Raw genomic sequence first — 3,055 nt, forward strand, 5'->3', positions numbered from 1 at the left:
AAATAGGCCTACGCTCGGTCATTTCTTGAGAAAACCTTCCAACTGCAACCAATCGGTAAATCTGTCAATCCAGTGATCCGTCGGAAGGTTTTGCTGCTTCATTCCGAACCCGTGGCCGCCCTTGACGTACAAATGTAATTCGGCCAGTTTGTTAGCTGCGGTCCATTTTGGGTACAGCGCAATGCTTCCCGGGGTGAGACCTAGCTCATCATCGCTCGCCGCAGCAAGGAACATGGGCGGCGCATCCGCTGGCACAGGAGCGTCCTGTTGCAATCCGCCATAGATCACTGATACGAATGCGGGCCGAGTTTCGGGCGTGTAGTGGACGGCAACTTCTGCGGCTAGAAATCCGCCAGCAGAAAAGCCGATTATTCCGACGCGATCTGGAGAAATTCCCCATTCGGATGCATGCTGCCGGGCATATCCCATTGCCGTTAAGGTATCGGCAACGGCAAGCGGTGCGACGGTTGCTAACATCGCGTCATATTTGGGCTTATCTGCACTTAGTTCGGCGAATTCCTGCGCAGCGTCATCGCCTGTGTGCGCAATCCGATATTTCAGCAAGATCGCAGTGATGCCTTTCGCCGCAAGGTATTTGGCGACGCTTGCACCTTCAGTCGCGACGGAAATGGCCATGAGCCCTCCGCCCGGGACGATGACCATCGCCGTGCCATTGCTGAGTTTCGGCGATGGCTTGAATATGGTTATAGTGGGCCGGGTTACGTTCGCGATAATCTCTTCGTTCCACACTTTGGAGAAGTATTGTTTCTCCGGATAGTTCTCCTGTTTCGATCCGGGCGGGACCCCGGGGTAGAGCGGAACGACATCCTGCGCCCCTGCAATAGCCACCATCGACAGAACTGCGAAAATAAGCGGAACAAAGAGCGTTTTCATGGCGGTGCGAGTCTATCACAAAATGCGACATCTCAGAACGCAGGAAACTACTCCTCCTCCTCCCGCAAGAGAGCAGTTCGGACGAGCAGCCGGTCTGCCTTATTCATCTCCAGGACACCGACCGTCGCTCGTCCTATAGCGGTTATCCCCACGATGCGCGGTCCGTCCACCGCGAAGTGTTCCTCCCAGATATCCGATCGCGGATTGAACAAGCGGATCGTCTGACCGGTTTCGGCGTCGAAGCCGGCAATATTGGGCCCTTTATGACGGTTGCAGTGCGTGCAAGCTAACGCCAGGTTATTTTCAATCGTTTCTCCGCGGTGCTTCTCCGCGCGCACGTGATCGATTTGAAAGTGCAAAGGAAAAGAAGACTCCGGGAGGCAACAATACTCGCAGCGGTAGCCCGCTCGCTCGCGGACGAATCGAGAAAGTTCCCGGTTCACTGCTGGCTGACAGGAGCGTGTTTCAAGATTCGGCGTGCTTTGGATTGCCAAACCGCCACCAGGCTCCCGACGTGCAGGTAACCGTCCAGTTCCTCACTCTCGGCTTGTGTGAGTGAACCCGCCCGGGCTTTCTCCGATAGTTCATCAACGCGGTCTTCGTCGGCGGTCGGCAGCTTCATCGAAAGCAAGTAGCGAGCCGCTTCCGGTGTCAGCTCCCGTTCATCTGACTCCAGCATCCGCGCGAGAATGGCTGCTTCCGTGTTGGGTGTGACAACTTGCGAACTCATCGGTGGCTCTCTCCTTTATCATGCCTGATTTGAGGCTCAATAGGAAATTCTTTCGATCTCGTCGAGCGAAATCTCGTCCCCGCGCCGGTCATATAAGGATGTCGTGCGCGGGCTGGCATGGGCGGCCATCTGCTGGGCGAGTTCGAGCTTGCCGCCGTTCTTGAGGTAATTCGTAATGCCGGTGGCGCGAAAACTGTGGTTGCCGGCCAGGCTGCGGATGCCGGCCTGGCGCAGACGGCGGCGGACCATGCGGTGTGCGCTCGATTGATCGAGGGACCGGCGTTGCAGCGCCCCGCTCCGCCAGGTGCGGAAGAGCGGTCCCTCGGCGTCGTCGGCGATCCCGGCCGCGGCCAAGTACTCATCGAGAAACTGTTCGAGGGTGTGATGACACGGCAGTTCGTTCACCTTGCTGCCCTTTTCCTGGAGGCGCAACCAGCCGCGCCGTCCCTGAATGTAATAGTCTTCGACGCGCAGCTGCACGACGGCGCCGATGCGGGCGAACGTGTAGGCCATGGTCGCGAGCAGCGCGCGATCGCGCAGCGCCACCAGCGAATCGGCCGGGAAACCGGCGAACAGGTCGTGCATCTCCTCGGTCGAGAGAACCGGCGTTTTACCCTTCTTGACCACATGTTTTGGTCCGCGCACGGCATGGGCCGGATTGTAGGGGACGATCTGGCCGACGACCAGCCAGTCGAAGAGCATGCGCACGGCCGCCAAATGTTGTTTCACGGTCGGCCGCGAACTGCCGTCGGCTTCGAGCGCCTTGAGCCAGGCGGCGACATGCAGCGGCTCGACGCGGCCCAACTCTTCCAGACGATGCGCTGCACACCAAGCAGAGAACCGGCGCACGGCGCCATAGTAGGCGCGGCGGGTATGGTCGTTGGGAATCCGGGTCACAAAGAACTCGAGCGTCCGCTTGCCCGCACGGGGTTCCTGGAGAAAGAGCCACGGTGGTTCGCCGGGTCCCAGGTCGGCGAGGGCTTCCCCGCCCTGGAATTCGGGCGTGAGAGCGAGCGAGAGCACTTCGGGCGTCAGAACGCGGTTGTCACTTTCAGAATTATTTGGCGCGAAGCCGTCAACAGTATTTGGCATACTCTCTCCTTCTGCAAACCGGTGGTCTGTGGACGGGCCCACAGCCGCGAGATCGGTGCTGGGTGGATCTCGGGGATAGCGGGGTGGCAGCGGAGGCTTGTTGCACGCATCTAGTATACCTGATAACGTCCTTTATCATGCATAAGCAATACGTCGCAAGCGAACCCACAAAACTTCTATTTGAAACGGCCGTTGCGGAACATAGTGAATTGGGGTATCTTCGAAAAGAAGCCCGAACTCCTAATAGAAAGAGCCACTTCCCTGCCCTATGCCGGCAAAACCCTCTTACGCCCACCGTCTTAAAGCAGCCATCGAGACGCTACAGGACGGCTCCGCTTC

Annotated in this window: 4 protein-coding genes; all 4 read right to left on the reverse strand. The window is 58.5% G+C overall.

Annotated elements, in window-relative coordinates; translation table 11 throughout:
- Positions 1 to 18: 18 nt before the first annotated feature.
- Genes H1Y01_RS10930 through H1Y01_RS10945 form a run of 4 tightly spaced genes read right to left on the reverse strand, consistent with a single transcriptional unit; the run spans position 19 to position 2,647 of the window.
- Positions 19 to 894 (reverse strand): alpha/beta hydrolase, encoded by an 876-nt coding sequence (locus tag H1Y01_RS10930; protein ID WP_219341457.1) that lies wholly within the window; start codon positions 892 to 894, stop codon positions 19 to 21.
- Between the two features lie 47 nt (positions 895 to 941).
- Entirely contained in the window at positions 942 to 1,337 is a 396-nt protein-coding gene (locus H1Y01_RS10935) for an HNH endonuclease (RefSeq protein ID WP_180540554.1), read from the reverse strand.
- Positions 1,334 to 1,624, reverse strand: a complete 291-nt coding sequence (locus H1Y01_RS10940; protein WP_180540555.1) for a hypothetical protein — start codon at positions 1,622 to 1,624, stop codon at positions 1,334 to 1,336. The genes H1Y01_RS10935 and H1Y01_RS10940 overlap by 4 nt, the downstream gene beginning before the upstream one ends.
- Before the next feature lie 36 nt (positions 1,625 to 1,660).
- Entirely contained in the window at positions 1,661 to 2,647 is a 987-nt protein-coding gene (locus H1Y01_RS10945; protein WP_180540556.1) for a tyrosine-type recombinase/integrase, read from the reverse strand.
- Between the last annotated feature and the right edge of the window lie 408 nt (positions 2,648 to 3,055).

Source organism: Nevskia soli (genome assembly GCF_903970205.1).
In the GTDB taxonomy this organism is placed as follows: domain Bacteria; phylum Acidobacteriota; class Terriglobia; order Bryobacterales; family Bryobacteraceae; genus Bog-113.

Excerpts from the sequence above, each read along its gene's own strand:
- H1Y01_RS10940 (WP_180540555.1), bottom strand. The coding sequence starts at position 1,624 with ATGAGTTCGCAAGTTGTCACACCCAACACGGAAGCAGCCATTCTCGCG.
- H1Y01_RS10930 (WP_219341457.1), bottom strand. The coding sequence starts at position 894 with ATGAAAACGCTCTTTGTTCCGCTTATTTTCGCAGTTCTGTCGATGGTG.